Genomic DNA, 16,088 nt, shown 5'->3' on the forward strand with positions numbered 1-16,088 from the left:
TCGCCGATGTCGCGACTCATCCGTCAACGATCACGCGCAAGATCCGCGCGATCAGCTGTCAACGATGTCGTGACGCCAGACACCCCCTCGCGCACGAAACGACGAACGGGCTCCCGGTTACGGGGGCCCGTTCGTCGTTTCACGCACGAGGGGCTGCTGCGAACCAAACCGGGGCGGGCCCCTGCCGCCGGAGGCTCCGCGCGCCGCGAAGCGGTGCGTGGAGTGGCGGCAGGGACAACGACCCCCTCGCGCACGCGCCCCGGAGGGGCGCCCCGTAAGCCGATCTCCGAAACTCGTCCGTCGTCAGGGGCTACGCGCCGTCGAGCGCGGGGAGGAGCGTCAGCAGCACTTCCTCGACCTCCCGCCGGACTCCCGGCGCGAACGACGTCGTGCGCGAGACCTCGGTGAAGCCGCACTTCTCGAGCACGGCGAGGGCGCGGGTGTTGCCGGCGGCGGTACGGGCGAAGAGCGGCCGGATCGGCTCGCGCGCGATGAGCAGGCGCAGGGCCGACGTCGCGACGCCGCGGGCCCACGCGTGGCGGGCGATCCAGAAGGTGACCTCGCGATCGCCGTCGACGGTGAACACGGCGGCGGTGCCCGCGAAGCCGCCGCGCTCTGTCACGACGAAGAGGGTGACAGCATCCGACCCCCGCTCGCGGGCGATCCACGCGTCGAAGGCGGCACGGTCGTCGGGATCGGATGCTGTGAACGCCGCCATCTCGACCGATTGCGGATCGCGCATCATCTCGAAGACGGCATCGAGGTCGTCGTCGTCCAGGTCGCGAAGCTCGATGTGGGCCACGCGCCCACCGTAGCGAGCGGTCGGAGCCGCCGGAACCCTCGCGGTCAGGCCAGGCTGTGCACGGCCCGCAGCGCGCCCTCGGCGGCGTCGCGGTCCCGCGCGGCGACGGCGTCACGGAACGCGAGGTATGCCTCGGTCCGCGCGATGGGGCATTCCATCAGCGGATGCCAGCCGCGAAGATTGCGGAGGATCGCGATCTCGGCTTCGTTCATGAGCCGGAGGAATGCGCGGTTGCGCGTCGCCTTGGTCATGGTCTCGAACAGATCGGCGCTGGACCGCACGATCCCCGCGTGGTCGTCGGCGCGGGACGCCTCGATGACGGCGTCGATGTGACCGAGCGCTTCGGCGAGTTCGTCGTCCGTGCAGCGTCCGAGAGCCGCGCGCACGACGTTGCCCATGGCGTACACCGCGAACTCGTGGGTCTCGGCGATGAGCTTCGCGTCGGGGATCGACACCCGCGTGTACCGGTTGGGCGCAACTTCCACGAGGCCCGTCCGCTCGAGTCGCTGAAGGGCCTCGCGCACGGGTGTCCGTGAGACACCGAGCCACTTCGCGAGCTCGTGGTCGCGAAGGTGTGCTCCGGGCTCGAGGTGTCCGTGCAGGATCGCGGCGCCGATGGCGCGGTACACCTCATCGCCGAGCACGGTGCCGTGCGGATCCACGGGCATGAGCGGGACGGTGGTCATGAGTGAGCACAAGTGTACGTCGATGTCCTTTCACCTCCTGTCGGGACCGATATATCGGTAAAGTGTCCGGTGTCACGCTTCGGCGTGGCCTATCCGGGGGGATCCGTCGGCGCCCGGGCCTTTGAGCTCAGCTCGGCCCGGGCGTTCGATGGCGCATGCCCCAGCCGTCCGGAATTCGTGCAACATTTGCGTCACCTTCCGAAATTGGGGTGGGGCGCGTCGCCCGCCTTCGATAGCGTTGGGCGGGTCGGCATGCTTCTGTGTCGGCGAAGAGCGAAGAACGGCAATTCATGGCAACGCAGGGCACCGTCAAGTGGTTCAACTCGGAGAAGGGGTTCGGCTTCATCGCGCCGGATGAGGGTGGCGCGGATGTCTTCGCGCACTACACCGCCATCCAGGCCGGCGGCTACCGCTCGCTGGAGGAGAACCAGCGCGTGGAGTTCGAGATCGCCCAGGGCCCCAAGGGCCTGCAGGCCGAGAACATCCGCCCCATCTGAGTCACGCACTCGAGCCGCCGTGCCGCATCCGCGGGACGGCGGCTTTTGCGGTGCCCGGGCGGCCGCGGATGCCGACGTGACGAGGGAGCTCAGTCGCGCTCGCCGCGGGCTAGCTCGAGCCCGGCGCTGGCGAACTGACGCAGCGTCGCGTCGGGCAGGAACGCACGGGTCAGCGCTGCGGCGATGCGCGTGAGGTCGGCCTCGTCGCGGAAGAGCAGGTACATCGTCTCGTACCGCGGGTGGAACTTCTCCTTGAAGCGGTGCAGCGACCGGAACCCGTAGACGGGCTCGAGGATCTCGGCGAGCCTGTCGGTCAGGTCGGCGATGGGACCGGCATCCTCCGGGTACTCGTGCGTGAGCGGCGCGCCCGACAGCGACAGGATCTCGGCGCCGTCCTCGGCGAAGTGCTTCGCGGACGAGCCGATGAGGAACTCCATGACGGGGCCGAATCCCCCGTCGCGACGTCGCATCAGGTCGAGCGTCCAGCCGCGCACGTGCCCGCCGCCGGCGTAGACGGGCAGCCACGACAGGAACCCGTCGACGTCGCCCTTCGGTGAGACCGCCAGGGCGAGGCGGACTTCCGGGTCCTGTGCCTCGTCGAGCGTCCCGAGCGTGAATCCCATCTCCGGCAGGCCCTTGTCTCCGACCCACATCTCGGAGATCGCGCGCAGCTGCTGCTGCACGCCCCACGGCTCGTCGCCGAGGCGCGTCATCCGGAAGGTGATCCCCTCCCGCTCCGCGCGGTTGAGCGCCGTGCGCACGGAGTTCCATCGCTTGCCCGTGAACTGCAGTCCGGGCAGGTCCACGATCGTGTCGCCTGCCACGACGATGCTGCGCCATCCGCTGGGCAGTGCGGCCTTGGTCGCCTCCCCCGCGCTGAAGAAGCACGGGATCAGACCCGCGCGCTCGGCGGCTCCGATGAACTCGCGGACGGAGGACGGCCGGGATGCTGTCGGCCCGAGCGGATCCGCGAGGGCGAGAGCGACACCCGAGCGCCGCTGGTACGCGATCAGGCCGTCGGCCGTGCGCGCATAGCTGTTGCCGTCCCACGTCGTCATCCACGACAGCGTGCCGCCGCCGCTCCGGCGGAGCTCCGCCTTGACGTCCTCGACCGACGGCGAGGGAGGGATGCCGAGCGCGGCCTTGCGCCGCGCGCGGAAGGCGCGGCGCACGAGGACGAGATAGACGAGGAAGAGCAGCCAGAGCGCCGACGTCGCCAGGGCGACGCTGACGTCGCCGATCGACTCCTGCAGCGATGCTCCGAGCGGACCCAGGAGCACGACGAGGTAGAGCACGGCGACACCGACGGAGAGCAGGGCGTACGCGAGGGTCCAGCCCCAGGCCCAACGCCGGCCGCGGCGCAGCCCGTTGGCGAAGAACAGGGCGACCGCCGCGTCGAGGGCCGCGTTGATCCACGGTCCGCCGGTCGCGGCCGTATGGCCGAAGAAGCCGTCGGTCGGCACGAGGATCGTGAGGAGCTCGATCGCGCCCAGGCACAGGGCGACGACGAAGGCGATGAGCCGCTGCTCGCGGAGCGTCGTGCGCTGGACGCGGAGCGAGCGGTCGACGACCAGGACGAGGAGAACCGCGAGCGCGTGCTCGAGATCGGCGAGCGTGCCCCAGAAGAGCAGGGCCACCGACACGAATCCCAGCAGCACGAGCCAGCCGCGCACCCGCCACGGCTGGACGAGCAGTCCGACGGCGGCGGCGATGCACGCCATCGTGCCGCCGGACGGACCGACATCCAGAGCCAGCGCCTGCGCGTCCGCCCACGCCCACGGCAGCTGAGACAGGACGAGGAGCAGGAGCGCCGAGCCGAAGACGGCGAAGAGCTGGCCGATCGTGAAGTAGGCGAGGGCGACCCGCGTGCCCCGGCGGAACTCGAGGTACGCCATGCCCGTGAAGCTCGCGATCGTGAAGACGTAGACCCAGGGCTGATCGACGAAGAACGTGCCCGTGACGGGCGTCCACCAGCGGCCTTCGCTCAGGGCGGGCAGCCCGTAGGCGACGACGCCGAATGCGGGGGTGTCCTCGAACGGACTCCACAGCCCCCGCCACACGACCCCGGCCACGAGCAGCGCCGCGACGAGCGCGAGCGTCCCGGGGATCCGCGTGACGACTCGCATCAGGGTGCCCCGCTCCGGCTGTAGTCGGCCAGAGCCTTGGCGTCCTCGGCTTCGCGCATTGCGCGGCGCGCGGCGTCCAGCGCCGCGACGGGATCCGGAGCCTGGCGCGCCTCGGCGAGCTCGCGCTGGGCGGAGAGCAGCCGGAGCCGCGCGGACGGGGCGGGAGCGTGGACGATGGCCGCCTCGGCCTGTGCGATCGCGCCGCGCGCCGCTGCAAGGGTGCCGGGCAAAGCCGTGCGGGCGCCGCGCAGCCGCTGCTGAGCCGTGCGGGCATCGCCGAGCGCGAGGTCGAGCCGGTCGCGCAGGCGCGCGATGCGGTCGACCGTGTGCGTGGGACGGCGCGCCGCGTCGGCCTGGAGGGCGTCCAGCTGAGCCGTGACCCCCTGGATCTCCGAGCTCAGCCGGGCGGCATCGGCCGGCTGGAGATGCTCGAGCGTCGCGATCGCCTGACGCAGCGCCGCGCGAGCGGATTCGAACTCGCCGGCGAGAGCCTGTGCCGCCTGTGTGACGAGGCGGTGCGTCTCCTCGAGCGTGCGCGCATCGGCCTCCGCGAGGCGCAGGCGCCGCTCCACCATCCCCAGGTCCGCCAGTGCGCTGCGGCTGGGGTCGGCGACCTCGCCGGCGGCGCGGGCCAGCAGGACCTCGGCCTCGTCCGCCTCGGACAGAGCGGACTGCGCTGCGCGCGCAGCATCCCTGAATTCCTCCGGGGCGTAGCGGGACTCCAGGTCCGCCACCAGACGGCGCGGGTCGCCCATCGACGCCCGCAGCTCCGCGAGCCGCCGCCGGGCCGCTTCGACCTGCTCGGCGGCGGAGACGTTGGCCTGCATCCACGCCGCGTGCTCGCCGCGAGCCCGCTGGATCGCCATGAGCGCCTCGCCGGCCTTGCGCTCGATGCGCGCCGAGGTCTTGCGGATGACGTCGGGGAGGACGCCGGGCTCACCTGCCGCGCGATACTCCTCGAAGGAGGCGTCGCGCACGTGCCCGGCCGTCAGGCGGGCGCGCCGGAGGGACGCGGGAGCACTCCCGCCGTAGAGGGCGCCCGACAGCTCGACCTCGAGCTCCAGCTCACCGACGGCATCGTCGAGCCGCACGAGCGCGGCGCCCGCCCGCTCGCGGTCGGCAAGGGCGGCGGCCCGCGCGCGGGGCGAACGGCGCACGCGGCGGACGATCCACGTCGTCACGACGACGATGAGTGCTGCGGAGCCGAACACCACGAGGGCCGGGACGACCCATCCCAGCACGTCGGTGATGATCTCAGGCATCGGCGCCGTCGAGGAGCAGGAGGGCCCTCAGCTGTCCGACGTCGTCGACCGCGGCCTGCGCGCCGTCCGCCTCGTGCGGCCAGCTGAATCCCCACCGCACGAAGATGACGGGGACGCCGTGCTCGGCGCCGCCCTCGACGTCGTGGTGGCGGTCGCCGACGAGGACGGGGCGGCTCGTGTCGACCCCTGCCGCGGCGAGGCGGCGCAGCGCCTCCGCGACGATGTCGGCTTTGGCGCTCAGGGTGCGCTCATCGAGCGTCGCGCCGACGATCGTGGTGAGGTGCGGCGCGAGGCCGAAGTGGTCCATGAGGGCGTCGACCTGGATCTCGGGCTTCGAGCTCGCCGTCGCCTGGGGAACGCCCTGCTCGGCGAGCTCGGCGATGAGCTCGCCGACGCCGGGGAAGAGCTTCGCGCCGGTCGTATAGCCGTCGGCCTTGCCCAGCGTCCGGTAGAAGGCGACGGCCTCCGCCGACTCCGCCGGCGTCATGCCGACGTTGACCTGGAACGAGTCGTACATGGGCGGCCCGATCCAGTGGACCAGCTCGGCGCGCGTGGGAGCCTTCTTGCCGAAGTGCTCGAGGGCGATCGTCAGCCGCCGCAGGATGCCTTCCGACGCATCCACGACGGTTCCGTCCACATCCCACAGGACGCAGGTCCACGGCGATCGCATCGGCATGCTTTCAGCCTAGGGGTGCCGTGCGGGGCGTCAGGGAGGGCCCGGATCCTGTCACTCCCCGCGGCGCAGGCGCTCGGCGATCCCGGCCAGCGACCCGCCCGGCGCGGTGTCGCCCCGCAGCGACGGCCGGGTCGCGGCCGGCTCGAGCAGGTCGAGGGCGTCGGCCACGGCAGCGCGCGTGCGGCGATCCGCATCCGCGGCCGCGTCGGCCTTCGCACGGCTGGTCATCGAGATGCGCAGCGCGGCGAAGGCGATGAACGCGCCCGCCACGGCGGCCAGCGCGCCGAACCCCGCGAAGATCGTGTTGAGGACGTCCAGGACCGTCATCCCGGCATCGTAGCCGCGACCGCGGGCGACGGGGGTGACAGCATCCGCCTCGTCAGAAGAGGGTCGGGATGCCGCTCTCGACGCCCTTCATGGCGTCGTAGTCGAGCACGACGGTGTCGATGCCGCGGTCGCCCGCGAGCGTCTTGGCCTGCGGGGCGATGCTCTGCGCGGCGAGCACGCCGCGGACGGGCGCGAGGTGAGGATCGCGGTTGAGCAGCTCGAGGTAGCGCGTGAGCTGCTCGACGGCGTCGATGCCCGCGCGGCGCTTGACCTCGACGGCGACGTGGCGCACGGCGCCGGACGCGAGCTCGACCTCGACTCTGCGCAGCATGAGGTCGACGGGCCCGATCGCGGTCGGGAACTCCCGCCGGACGAGCGCGAGGTCGTCGCCGATGACGTCGACCTGCTCGGCGAGGAGGCGCTGCAGGTCCGCCTCGACACCGTCCTTCACGAGACCGGGATCGATCCCGAGCTCGTGCGATGAATCGTGGATCACCTCGTGGATGCGCACGAGCAGCGCGTCACCGGTCTTGGCGTGCGTGACCCGCCACAGCTCGACGATCCCGGCGCCGGTCGCCTCGGCATCCGGCTCCTCCACCGTCAGGGTGCAGGGCGGGCTCATCCAGTTCAGAGGCTTGTACGACCCGCCGTCGGAGTGCACGAGGAGGCTCCCGTCGCCCTTGTGGACGAGGAGGCGCGTCGCGAGCGGGAGATGAGCCGTGAGGCGTCCCGTGTAGTCGACGGAGCAGCGGGCGATGACCAGGCGCACCCGAAGAGCCTAGCCCGGTCCGCCGGGCGCGGCGTGCTCGCCGAACCCACCCGATTTCCCCGAACCCACCCGCTTCCGTCGACATGTACGGGTGGGTTCGGCGCAAACGCGTGGGTTCGGCGGGCTGGGGTGGTGGGGTGGGTTCGGCGGGCTGGGTGGGTTCGGCGGGCCGGGTGGCGGAGGGCGCGTGTGCGTCAGTGCGCCGACTGGTGCCCCGCGCCGACCTTCGAGCCCGCGATGGGCTTGGCCGCGCCCGAGGCGAGGCCCGAGAGCGCGATGAGGCCGACGAGGATCCACAGGGTCGGGAGCAGCCCGATCTCGTGGCTGATCCAGCCCAGGATCGGCGGGCCGCACAGGAACGCGATGTAGCCGATCGTCGCGGCGGCGCTGACGGATGCCGCGGCCTTGGCGGCATCGTCGGCGGCGGCCGACATGCCCAGCGGGAAGCCGAGGGAGGCGCCCATGCCCCACAGTGCGACGCCGACGAGGGCGAAGGGGACCGACGGGGCGAGGATGAACAGGACGAGCCCAGTGACGGCGGTGACGGCGAGGATGCGCAGCGTCCAGACGCGGCCGAAGCGGTCGACGAGCGGGCCGCCGAGAGCGCGGACCACGGTCATGGCGACGGAGAACACCGTGAGCGCGATCGCGCCCTGCGCCTCGGTGCCGCCGTGGCCGTCGACGACCGCGAGCGGCAGCCAGTCGTTGGCACCGCCCTCCGCGAACGCCATGCCGAGCATGATGGCGCCGATCGCGTAGGTGCGGGGGTCGCGCCAGACCGCCACGGCGGCCGCGAAGCGCTCGCGGCGGCTCGGGACGTCGGCCACGTCGTCGTTCGCCTCGCGGACCGGGACGAACACGACCGCGACGGCACCGCCGGCCACGACGACGGCGCCCACGATCCAGAGGTGGGGGGCCACACCCACGCCCCACGCCGTCATCGCGACGCCGACGGCCGCGCCAGCGACGGTGCCGAGGGAGAAGAACGCGTGGAAGAGGGGCATGATCGTCTTGCCCGTCGCCTGCTCGACGGCGGCGCCCTCGACGTTCATCATGACGTCGGTCGAGCCCATGCCGAGGCCCATGAAGGCGAGTCCGACCGCGGTCAGGGCGAACGACGTCGCCGTCTGGGCGCCGAGTCCGACGAGGACGATTCCGGCCGCGAAGATCCCGAGGCCGACGAGCAGGCCGCGCCGCGCGCCCCAGCGGGCGAGGATGACGTTCGCGAGCGAGAGGCCGATGATCGAGGCGGCACCCGAGGCGAAGAGGAGCAGGCCCACCTCGAAGTCGTTGATGCCGAGGTTCGACTTGACCGAGGGCACGCGCGACGCCCACGTCGCGAAGCCGAGGCCCGTCGCGAAGAAGATCGCGAAGACGGCCGAGCGCCAGGCGACGATCTGACGACGAGAGAGCGCGGTGTCCATCGGGACAGGGTATCGAATCGATTCGACGCAAAGCAAACCGGCGGGGTACGATCGAGGCGGAATGAGCATTCGCCGCGCCACCATCGCTGACGTCGCCCGTGAGGCGGGCGTCTCGCCGTCGACCGCCTCGGTCGTCTTCAGCGGCAAGACACCCGTATCGGATGCGACGCGCCGCCGAGTCCTCGATGCCGCGGAGGCGCTGGGCTACACGGGCCCCGACCCGCTCGCGGCCTCCCTGCGCCGAGGCCGATCCGGGATCGTCGGCGTCGTGTTCGAGGAGCACCTCGGCCGCGCGTTCCAGGATCCCGTGAAGATCCTCATGATGGACGGCCTCACCGAGAGCGTCGCAGGCATGGGCGCGGGGCTGCTCCTCCTGCGCGACCAGGGCGACGAGCCCGGCGCTCCGTCCCTCACGACGGCACCCGTCGACGCCGCCGTCCTCGTCGGCTGCAGCGGCATCCTGCGTGAGTCGCTGGATGTCGTGCGGGCACGCGGCATCCCCGTCGTCGTCATCGAGGGCGACGCGGGCGACGGGATCCCACGCGTCGGGCTCGACAACCGCGATGCACAGCGCCAGGCCGCGAACCACGTCCGGTCGCTCGGCCACGAGCGGGTCGCGCTCGTCACGCTTCCCGTCCGCAGCGGCTGGCCCGGCGGCTGGATCGACTCGGACGCCCGGATCACCGTCGACGTCACGCGCGATCGCCTCCAGGGCGCTCGGGACGTGTATCCGGATGCTCCGGCCTACGCCGCGGCAGGCAGCTTCATCGACGAGGGGCTCGCCGCGGGCCGTGTGATCTTCGCCGATCCCGCTTCGCGCCCCACGGCCGTCCTCGCCCAGAGCGACCTGCTCGCGGCGGGAGTCGTCCGGGCGGCGGAGGAGGCCGGACTCCGCGTCCCCGAGGACGTCAGCGTCACGGGCTTCGACGGGATCGTCGTGGACGGCCTGGCGCCCTACGAGCTCACGACGATCGTGCAGCCGACCGTCGACAAGGGGCGCGCGGCGGGGCAGGCGGTCGTCGCGATGCTGCGGGGCGAGGCCGCGGCATCCATCAGCTTCACGTGCGAATTCCGTGCCGGGAATACGACGGCGCCGCCTCGTGGGTGACGCCCCGCGGCCGCCCGCCTGAGGACCAGGTGACGGGCGCCGATAGACTGGACCGGACCCCGAACGACGCCCCGTAGGCTGCGACCCCCTGAGGAGGCCGCGCAATGCTCATCCTCCTCGGCGCGTTCGCGGTGATGCCGATCCTGGTGCCGTGGCTCGTCGGACGGATCGGCGCACGCGCCTTCTTCGTCACGGCACTCCTGCCCCTCGCGGCGTTCGCACAGGCTGCGATCCAGACACCCGCCGTCATGGCCGGTGAGATCCCGTACGAGACGTATGCCTGGATCCCCGCTCTCGGCATCGACCTGTCGATGCGGATGGACACGCTGGGGTGGGTCATGGCGCTCATCGTCACGGGCGTGGGCGCGCTCGTCATGCTCTACTGCCGCTGGTACTTCCGCCCCTCGGCAGGCTCGGGGACCGGAAAGACAGGCTCGGGGACCGGAAAGACAGGCTCGGGGACGCCCGACGGCGTCTGCCAGTTCGCCGCCGTGCTGCTGGCGTTCGCGGGCGCGATGTACGGGCTCGTGCTGACGGACGACATCGTCGTGCTCGTCATGTTCTGGGAGGTCACGAGCGTCCTGTCGTACCTCCTGATCGGGTATTACCACCGCCGCGGCGCGAGCCGCCGGGCCGCGCTGCAGGCTCTCCTGGTCACGACGCTCGGCGGCCTCGTCATGCTCATCGGCGTCGTGCTCATGGTCGTGGAGGCGGGCACGTCGAGCCTGTCCGCAATCCTCGCCGAGGCGCCGACCGGGCCTGTCGTCGACGCGGCGCTCATCCTCATCCTCGTCGGAGCGCTGAGCAAGTCGGCGATCTTCCCGTTCCACTTCTGGCTTCCCGGCGCGATGGCCGCACCGACGCCCGTCAGCGCGTACCTGCACGCGGCGGCGATGGTCAAGGCCGGCATCTACCTCATCGCGCGCCTCGCGCCCGTGTTCGCGGTGGCACCGACCTGGCGGCCGATCGTCGTGTCCCTCGGCGTCTTCACGATGCTCCTCGGCGGATGGCAGGCCCTGCGCGAGACCGACCTCAAGCGCATCCTCGCGTTCGGGACAGTGAGCCAGCTCGGGCTCCTCGCCGTCGTCCTCGGGTTCGGGACTCAAGACGCCGCGCTCGCAGGCCTTGCATTGCTCATCGGGCATGCGCTCTTCAAGTCGAGCCTGTTCCTCGTCGTCGGCGTCATCGACCGGCAGCTGTCGACGCGCGACATCCGGGAGCTGAGCGGCGTGGCCCGCCAGGCGCCCGTGCTCACCGTGTTCTCGGGCATCGCCGTCGCGTCGATGATCGGCATCATCCCGACGATCGGGTTCGTCGCCAAGGAGGGCGCCCTGACGGCCCTCCTCTACGAGGCGACGCACGGATCGGTGTGGGGCATCGTGGCATTCTCGGGGGTCGTGCTGGGCTCGGTGCTCACCGCTGCATACGGCCTGCGGTTCCTGTGGGGCGCATTCGCGACGAAACGGGATGCTGTCGGCTCGCGCCTGCCCGACACGGAATGGCCCGATCCGCCCATCGGGTTCCTCAGCGCACCCGTCGTCCTGTCGGGGCTCACGGTCGTCGCGGGTATCGCAGCCTCGTGGCTCGACGAGGCGCTCGCACCCTATGCCGAGACGGCTCCCGCCTCGACGCCCGGCGTGCCCGCCCCCGAGCACGCCGCGCACCTCGCGCTGTGGCATGGGTTCGAGCCCGCGCTGTGGATCTCGCTCCTCACGATCGCGGCGGGCGTCGGGGTCTTCGCCTACACCCGTCGCGCGGCGATCGACCGCATCCTCCCCTTCGGCGCGGGCGAGATCTACAACGCGACGCTCCGCGGCGTCGCCCGGCTGTCGGTCTTCACGACGAGCCTCACGCAGCGCGGATCGCTGCCCGTCTACGTCGGCACGATCTTCCTCGTGTTCGTCGCGGCCGAGGGGACGGTCCTGATCGCGGGAGACGAATGGCGAGCCGAGTTCGAGGCCTATCAGACGCCCGCGCAGCTCCTCGTCGCGCCGCTCATGATCGTCGCGGGCGTCATCGCGACTCGTGCCCGGAAGCGCTACACGGGCGTGGTCCTCGTCTCGGTCACGGGCCTCGGCATGGTGGTGCTCTTCGCGACGAGCGGCGCCCCGGACCTCGCGCTGACGCAGATCCTCGTCGAGACCGTCACGCTCGTCGCCTTCGCCCTCGTGCTGCGCAGGATTCCGTCGCGGCTCGGAGAGCACAACGCATCGGTCGCTCCCATCGCGCGAGCCGTCCTGGGCATCGCCGTGGGCCTCACGATGGCCGTCGTCGCCCTCGTCGCGACAGGAGCCCGCACCGACCCCTCGATCGCGACTCAGTGGACCGAGCTCGCGTACGAGCTCGGGCACGGGAAGAACGTCGTCAACGTCGCCCTCGTGGACCTGCGCGGCTGGGACACGATGGGTGAGCTGTCCGTGCTGATCGTCGCGGCGACGGGTGTGGCATCCCTCGTCTTCGTGACGCATCGCGCCGACACCCTCTCGTCGCTCACAGCTCCGCTGCCGCGCGTCGCGTCGCGGACCCGCCGCCCACTCGTCGAGACGGAGGACGGTGTGCGGCCGCAGACGGCCGACCTCAGCCACCGCCCGCGGGCATGGCTGGTCGGCGGGCAGCGCGTGCGACCCGAGAACCGTTCGATCATGCTCGAGGTGATCGTCCGCATCCTCTTCCACACGATCATCGTCGTGTCGCTCTTCGTGCTCTTCGCAGGCCACAACCTGCCAGGCGGCGGATTCGCGGGCGGGCTCGTCGCCGGAATGGCGCTCGTCATGAGGTACGTCGCCGGCGGCCGGTACGAGCTCGGCGCCGCGGCTCCGACGGATGCCGGACGGCTGCTGGGCGTCGGCATGACGATCGCCGTCTCGTGCGCGATCGTCCCGCTCCTGTTCGGCGCCCCGCCGCTGAAGAGCGCCTTCGTCGAGGTCGAACTCGAGGCCATCGGGCACATCGAGTTCGTCACGTCGACGATCTTCGACATCGGCGTCTACCTCGTCGTGATCGGGCTCGTCCTGGACGTCCTGCGCAGCCTCGGCGCCGAGGTGGACCGCCAGACCCAGGAGCTGCGCTCGGCGCGCGCGGGAGCGGGTGCCGCGTGAACGTCTCGCTGATCCTCATCGTCATCATGGCCGTGCTCTTCGCGTGCGGCGTGTACGCGATGCTCGAGCGCAGCCTCACGCGCGTGCTCATCGGATTCCTCCTCCTCGGCAATGCCGCGAACCTCCTGCTGCTCGTCGTCATGGGGCAGCCGGGAGTCGCACCCTTCTACGGCGCCGAGGGGACAGCATCCGATCCTCTTCCCCAGGCGCTCACGCTCACCGCGATCGTCATCACGTTCGCGGTGTCGGCGTTCCTCCTCGCGCTCATCTACCGCTCGTGGCAGCTGGGCCAGGCCGACACCTTCACCGACGACGAGGCCGACCTCGCGGTGCGGGAGCGGCGCATCGAGGTCGAGGAGACGATGGACGACGAGGCGGAGTACATCCCGGACGAGGCGACGACTGACTTCGTGGGGGTCGACACGGCGCCCATCACGGTGCTCGGCAGCCGCGACGTCCCGGGGATCGTCGATGACGCACCGACCGATCGCCCCCCGCGGCGCGACGGGGGTGACGGCCCGTGAGCGCGCTCGTCCCGCTCCTGGCGACGCTCCCCCTGCTCGGTGCGGCGCTCGCGCTCATCGCCGGCCGCCATCGGCGCATCCAGGTCGGCGTGTCGATCACGACGCTGAGCCTCGTCCTGGTCATCGCGGCCGTCCTGCTGTACGTCGTCGACACGGGCGGACAGCCCCTCGCCGTCTCGGTGGGCGGATGGCCCGTCCCGTTCGGGATCGTGCTCTACGTCGACCGGCTGTCGGCACTGCTCGTCGTCGTCTCGAGCATCGTGCTGCTCGCGGTCCTGCTCTTCTCGGTCGGACAGGGCGCGGCCGACGGCGACGACGAGACGCCAGTCTCCATATTCCATCCGTCGTATCTGATCCTCGCGGCGGGCATCTTCACGGCGTTCATCGCGGGCGACCTGTTCAACCTGTACGTCGGGTTCGAGATCCTGCTCGTCGCGTCGTACGTCCTCATCACGCTCGGATCGACGGAGTCCCGCATCCGCACGGGCGTCGTCTACATCGTCGTCTCGCTCGTGTCGTCGATCCTCTTCCTCGCCTCGATCGCGATGATCTACGGCGCGCTCGGCACGGTGAACATGGCGCAGATCTCGGAGCGGATGACGCAGCTCCCGCCCGACACGCAGCTCATGCTGCATCTCATGCTGCTGTTGGCATTCAGCATCAAGGCCGCGGTCTTCCCGCTGTCGTTCTGGCTCCCGGACTCGTACCCGACGGCGCCGGCACCCGTCACAGCGGTCTTCGCGGGCCTGCTCACCAAGGTCGGCGTCTACGCGCTCATCCGCACCGAGACGCAGCTCTTCTCCGAGAGCGACGTCAACATGCTCCTCATGATCGTGGCGCTCGCGACGATGATCGTCGGCGTGCTCGGCGCGGTCGCGCAGGCCGAGCTCAAGCGCATCCTGTCGTTCACGCTCGTGAGCCACATCGGGTACATGGTCTTCGGGCTCGCGATCGCGACGCCCGCCGCGATCGGGGCGACCATCTACTACATGGTCCACCACATCGTCGTGCAGACGACGCTTTTCCTCGCGGTGGGCCTCGTCGAGCGCCGCGCCGGGAGCACGTCCATCCTGCGGGTCACGGGGCTCATGCGAGCGGCCCCCGTCATCGCGATCCTTTACTTCATCCCGGCCGTCAACCTCGGCGGCCTGCCGCCCTTCTCGGGGTTCATCGGCAAGTTCGCGCTCTTCGACGCGGCGGCCCAGGTCGGCACTCCCGTCATGATCGTGCTCATCGTGGGCGGTGTCGTCACGAGCCTCCTGACGCTGTACGCCCTCATGCGCGCGTGGAACCTCTCCTTCTGGCGCGAAGAGGAGGACTCGGCCGAGACCGAGTCGCGCATCTCGTATCTCGGTGCGGCACCCGCGGCGGCGATCCAGACCGAGCGCCGCGTCATCCCGCGCATCATGACGGCCGCGACCGCCGGCATGGTCGCCGTGACCGTCGCGCTCACGATCTTCGCCGGTCCGCTCTACGACGTGTGCGCCCGCATCGGCGATGCTCTGCTCGAGCCCGTGAGCCTGTCGCAGCTGCAGGAGGAGGTGGCGCAATGAGCCCCGACTCCCGCACCCGGACGCGCCGGATCTTCCTCCAGGCCTGGAGGCAGCTGCCCTTCTTCATCTGGCTCGTCGCGCTGTGGATGCTCCTGTGGGGCCAGTTCACGGTCGTCTCGGCAGTGACCGGGATCGCCGCCGCGATCCTCGTGACACGGGTGTTCCGCCTGCCTCCCGTGGAGCTGTCCGGACGCGTCAACCTGTGGTGGGGGCTCGTGTTCGTGCTCGAGTTCTTCGTCGCCCTGGTCCTGGGCTCGCTCACGGTCGCGTGGCAGGTGCTGGACTTCCGCCGCCAGCCCGGTGCCGCGATCATCGCGGTGCACCTCCGGATCGACGACGACCTGATCATGACGCACACGGCGGTGACGGCATCCCTCATCCCCGGTTCTCTCATCATCGACGCCGATCGCGATCGCCGGATCCTCTACCTGCACGTCATCGGCGTGCGCGACGACCGGGATGTCGAGCGCCAGCGTGCGAGCGTGCTGCACTGGGAGGAGCGCATCGTGCGCGCGGTCGGCTCTCGCAAGCAGGTCGAGCGCGTCGATGCGGCCAAGGCGGGAGGGACCCCGTGAACAGCATCCTGATCGGGATCATCGCCGTCGTCTTCGCGGTCTCGGCCCTCGTCACGCTGTGGCGCATCGTCGTCGGCCCCTCGATCCTCGACCGCGCGGTCGCCGCCGACGTCCTCCTGACCCTCGTCATGTGCGCGCTGGGCGCCGAGATGGCGATCAACCACCACACGCGGACGCTCCCCGTCCTGCTCATCATCGCGGCGGTCGGCGTGTTCGGCTCGATCTCGATCGCCCGCTGGGTCGCCCGAAGGGACGGTGACAGCTCATGACCGACGTCTTCGACATCATCGCGCTCGTGCTCATCGCGGTCGGCGCGCTGCTGTGCCTGAGCGCTGCGATCGGGCTCGTGCGCTTCCGCGACGTGCCCACGCGGCTTCACGCCGCGACGAAGCCGCAGGTGCTCGGCATGATCCTCATCTGCCTCGCGATCGCCCTCTCGCTGCGGTCGTGGCCCGTCGTGGCCTTCCTCGTGCCGGTCGTGCTCATCCAGCTCGCGACGGCGCCCCTCTCGGCCCACATGGTCGGCCGCCAGGCCTACCGCAACGGCACGATCGCCCGCCGCTCGCTGTACGTCGACGAGCTCGCCGACTCGCGCGAGACCCCGCCCGCCGCGGGCGGCTGATCCCGGCATCCGTCCCTGACCCGCTCCCGCGGGAGCCAC

Annotated in this window: 16 protein-coding genes; 8 read left to right on the forward strand and 8 right to left on the reverse strand. The window is 71.1% G+C overall.

The features are described from left to right. Positions 1–310 precede the first annotated feature (310 nt). Positions 311–802 (reverse strand): GNAT family N-acetyltransferase, encoded by a 492-nt coding sequence (locus tag ABZ477_RS08890; RefSeq protein ID WP_360131104.1) that lies wholly within the window; start codon positions 800–802, stop codon positions 311–313. Positions 803–846: 44 nt separating this feature from the next. Then, complete coding sequence (locus ABZ477_RS08895) at positions 847–1,488, reverse strand: GntR family transcriptional regulator (protein WP_360131107.1); 642 nt, start codon at positions 1,486–1,488, stop codon at positions 847–849. 290 nt (positions 1,489–1,778) lie between these two features. On the opposite strand from ABZ477_RS08895, the gene ABZ477_RS08900 reads away from it, so the two are divergent. Then, on the forward strand, positions 1,779–1,985 hold the full coding sequence (locus ABZ477_RS08900; protein ID WP_360131110.1) for a cold-shock protein: 207 nt from the start codon (positions 1,779–1,781) through the stop codon (positions 1,983–1,985). Positions 1,986–2,074: 89 nt separating this feature from the next. Here ABZ477_RS08900 and ABZ477_RS08905 read toward each other — a convergent pair whose 3' ends face one another. From ABZ477_RS08905 to ABZ477_RS08930, 6 genes are all read right to left on the reverse strand, one after another. Continuing rightward, positions 2,075–4,111 carry a DUF2156 domain-containing protein gene (locus ABZ477_RS08905; protein ID WP_360131113.1) on the reverse strand — a complete coding sequence of 679 codons (2,037 nt, stop codon included), beginning with the start codon at positions 4,109–4,111 and terminating at the stop codon, positions 2,075–2,077. Next, positions 4,111–5,373, reverse strand: a complete 1,263-nt coding sequence (locus tag ABZ477_RS08910; protein WP_360131116.1) for a hypothetical protein — start codon at positions 5,371–5,373, stop codon at positions 4,111–4,113. Before ABZ477_RS08910 ends, ABZ477_RS08905 begins: the two co-directional genes overlap by 1 nt. Further along, positions 5,366–6,049, reverse strand: coding sequence for an HAD hydrolase-like protein (locus tag ABZ477_RS08915; protein ID WP_360131119.1), 684 nt, complete (start codon positions 6,047–6,049; stop codon positions 5,366–5,368). The genes ABZ477_RS08910 and ABZ477_RS08915 overlap by 8 nt, the downstream gene beginning before the upstream one ends. A gap of 51 nt (positions 6,050–6,100) precedes the next feature. Beyond that, a complete protein-coding gene (locus ABZ477_RS08920) occupies positions 6,101–6,376 on the reverse strand; it encodes a hypothetical protein (RefSeq protein ID WP_360131122.1) in 276 nt (91 codons plus the stop codon). Between the two features lie 52 nt (positions 6,377–6,428). Beyond that, a complete protein-coding gene (gene nucS, locus ABZ477_RS08925) occupies positions 6,429–7,145 on the reverse strand; it encodes an endonuclease NucS (protein WP_360131125.1) in 717 nt (238 codons plus the stop codon). A gap of 194 nt (positions 7,146–7,339) precedes the next feature. Continuing rightward, complete coding sequence (locus ABZ477_RS08930; RefSeq protein ID WP_360131128.1) at positions 7,340–8,569, reverse strand: MFS transporter; 1,230 nt, start codon at positions 8,567–8,569, stop codon at positions 7,340–7,342. 61 nt (positions 8,570–8,630) lie between these two features. Between ABZ477_RS08930 and ABZ477_RS08935 the strand changes: the two genes are divergently transcribed. The 7 genes from ABZ477_RS08935 to mnhG all read left to right on the forward strand — a co-directional run bounded on the left by ABZ477_RS08935 (position 8,631) and on the right by mnhG (position 16,049). Further along, on the forward strand, positions 8,631–9,677 hold the full coding sequence (locus tag ABZ477_RS08935) for a LacI family DNA-binding transcriptional regulator (RefSeq protein WP_360131131.1): 1,047 nt from the start codon (positions 8,631–8,633) through the stop codon (positions 9,675–9,677). 104 nt (positions 9,678–9,781) lie between these two features. Beyond that, the gene (locus ABZ477_RS08940) at positions 9,782–12,775 is read left to right on the forward strand and encodes a Na+/H+ antiporter subunit A (protein WP_360131134.1); all 2,994 of its coding nucleotides are present in this window, start codon (positions 9,782–9,784) and stop codon (positions 12,773–12,775) included. Continuing rightward, positions 12,772–13,299 (forward strand): Na(+)/H(+) antiporter subunit C, encoded by a 528-nt coding sequence (locus ABZ477_RS08945; protein ID WP_360131137.1) that lies wholly within the window; start codon positions 12,772–12,774, stop codon positions 13,297–13,299. The genes ABZ477_RS08940 and ABZ477_RS08945 overlap by 4 nt, the downstream gene beginning before the upstream one ends. Then, complete coding sequence (locus tag ABZ477_RS08950; protein ID WP_360131139.1) at positions 13,296–14,852, forward strand: Na+/H+ antiporter subunit D; 1,557 nt, start codon at positions 13,296–13,298, stop codon at positions 14,850–14,852. Before ABZ477_RS08945 ends, ABZ477_RS08950 begins: the two co-directional genes overlap by 4 nt. Beyond that, on the forward strand, positions 14,849–15,427 hold the full coding sequence (locus ABZ477_RS08955; protein ID WP_360131142.1) for a Na+/H+ antiporter subunit E: 579 nt from the start codon (positions 14,849–14,851) through the stop codon (positions 15,425–15,427). Before ABZ477_RS08950 ends, ABZ477_RS08955 begins: the two co-directional genes overlap by 4 nt. Beyond that, complete coding sequence (locus ABZ477_RS08960) at positions 15,424–15,696, forward strand: monovalent cation/H+ antiporter complex subunit F (RefSeq protein ID WP_360131145.1); 273 nt, start codon at positions 15,424–15,426, stop codon at positions 15,694–15,696. The genes ABZ477_RS08955 and ABZ477_RS08960 overlap by 4 nt, the downstream gene beginning before the upstream one ends. Beyond that, complete coding sequence (gene mnhG / locus ABZ477_RS08965; protein WP_360131148.1) at positions 15,693–16,049, forward strand: monovalent cation/H(+) antiporter subunit G; 357 nt, start codon at positions 15,693–15,695, stop codon at positions 16,047–16,049. Before ABZ477_RS08960 ends, mnhG begins: the two co-directional genes overlap by 4 nt. The last annotated feature ends 39 nt before the right edge of the window (positions 16,050–16,088 follow it).

It is taken from the genome of Microbacterium sp. NPDC019599 (assembly GCF_040632175.1).
In the GTDB taxonomy this organism is placed as follows: Bacteria; Actinomycetota; Actinomycetes; order Actinomycetales; family Microbacteriaceae; genus Microbacterium.

What these genes read in the sequence shown, in the direction of transcription:
- ABZ477_RS08895 (WP_360131107.1), bottom strand. Translation starts at nt 1,488, where the DNA reads ATGACCACCGTCCCGCTCATGCCCGTGGATCCGCACGGCACCGTGCTC.
- ABZ477_RS08900 (WP_360131110.1), top strand. Translation starts at nt 1,779, where the DNA reads ATGGCAACGCAGGGCACCGTCAAGTGGTTCAACTCGGAGAAGGGGTTC.
- ABZ477_RS08905 (WP_360131113.1), bottom strand. Translation starts at nt 4,111, where the DNA reads ATGCGAGTCGTCACGCGGATCCCCGGGACGCTCGCGCTCGTCGCGGCG.
- ABZ477_RS08910 (WP_360131116.1), bottom strand. Translation starts at nt 5,373, where the DNA reads ATGCCTGAGATCATCACCGACGTGCTGGGATGGGTCGTCCCGGCCCTC.
- ABZ477_RS08915 (WP_360131119.1), bottom strand. Translation starts at nt 6,049, where the DNA reads ATGCCGATGCGATCGCCGTGGACCTGCGTCCTGTGGGATGTGGACGGA.
- ABZ477_RS08920 (WP_360131122.1), bottom strand. Translation starts at nt 6,376, where the DNA reads ATGACGGTCCTGGACGTCCTCAACACGATCTTCGCGGGGTTCGGCGCG.
- ABZ477_RS08930 (WP_360131128.1), bottom strand. Translation starts at nt 8,569, where the DNA reads ATGGACACCGCGCTCTCTCGTCGTCAGATCGTCGCCTGGCGCTCGGCC.
- ABZ477_RS08935 (WP_360131131.1), top strand. Translation starts at nt 8,631, where the DNA reads ATGAGCATTCGCCGCGCCACCATCGCTGACGTCGCCCGTGAGGCGGGC.
- ABZ477_RS08940 (WP_360131134.1), top strand. Translation starts at nt 9,782, where the DNA reads ATGCTCATCCTCCTCGGCGCGTTCGCGGTGATGCCGATCCTGGTGCCG.
- ABZ477_RS08955 (WP_360131142.1), top strand. Translation starts at nt 14,849, where the DNA reads ATGAGCCCCGACTCCCGCACCCGGACGCGCCGGATCTTCCTCCAGGCC.
- mnhG (WP_360131148.1), top strand. Translation starts at nt 15,693, where the DNA reads ATGACCGACGTCTTCGACATCATCGCGCTCGTGCTCATCGCGGTCGGC.